Origin of the sequence: Tianweitania sp., assembly GCF_032053605.1 — a bacterium.
In the GTDB taxonomy this organism is placed as follows: Bacteria; Pseudomonadota; Alphaproteobacteria; order Rhizobiales; family Rhizobiaceae; genus Tianweitania.
In genome coordinates this window covers 1,081-1,658 of record NZ_DAMBUH010000020.1, presented here as the reverse complement: position 1 = coordinate 1,658, position 578 = coordinate 1,081, and the positions used below count along the sequence as shown (strand labels likewise).

Here is a 578-nt window from a genome sequence, read left to right as displayed (position 1 = left end):
GAATGCCGCCGAGCGGAGGCTTCTTGCAGGGAATGCCGGTAAAAGGCGCGCGCCAGCCGGCATTGACGTCGATGCCGTAAGGCGCACCAGCCTGCGGATCGCCAGCACCTTCCGCGTTCGAACCGGACTTCGCGCCCTGTTCGATCTCGTTGATCGGCTTCAGCCCACGCTTGTCGGCTTCTTCACGGGGAATGAGCCGGTTGTGGTTCGGCACGTCGTTGTAGTTGGCAACGATGATGCCGCGTTCCGGATCAATCGCCACGCTGCCCCAGTCCGACCCACCATTATAGCCGGGATACTGGATCCAGTAGGTGTCGGTGGTCGGATGCGTGTAGATGCCATTGTAAGTCGCCTGCCGGAAGGCGATGCGGCAGAACAGCTGATCGAGCGGGGTGACGCCCCACATATCGGCCTCGGTGAGGTCTTCCTTGCGAAGCGTGTGGTAGCCGGAAGCCGGCTGGGTCGGCGCGTATTTGCCGTCTTCAACACCGCCCGCTGGCGTCTTGATTTCTTGCATCGGCACCAGCGATTCACCGGTTTCGCGATCCAGAATATAGATGTCGCCCTGCTTTGAAGGG

1 pseudogene is annotated in these 578 nt (G+C 61.2%); it reads right to left on the bottom strand.

What is annotated here, in order from left to right:
* Positions 1-578 (bottom strand): annotated as a pseudogene (locus RTX98_RS07095) (membrane-bound PQQ-dependent dehydrogenase, glucose/quinate/shikimate family); the annotation flags it as partial.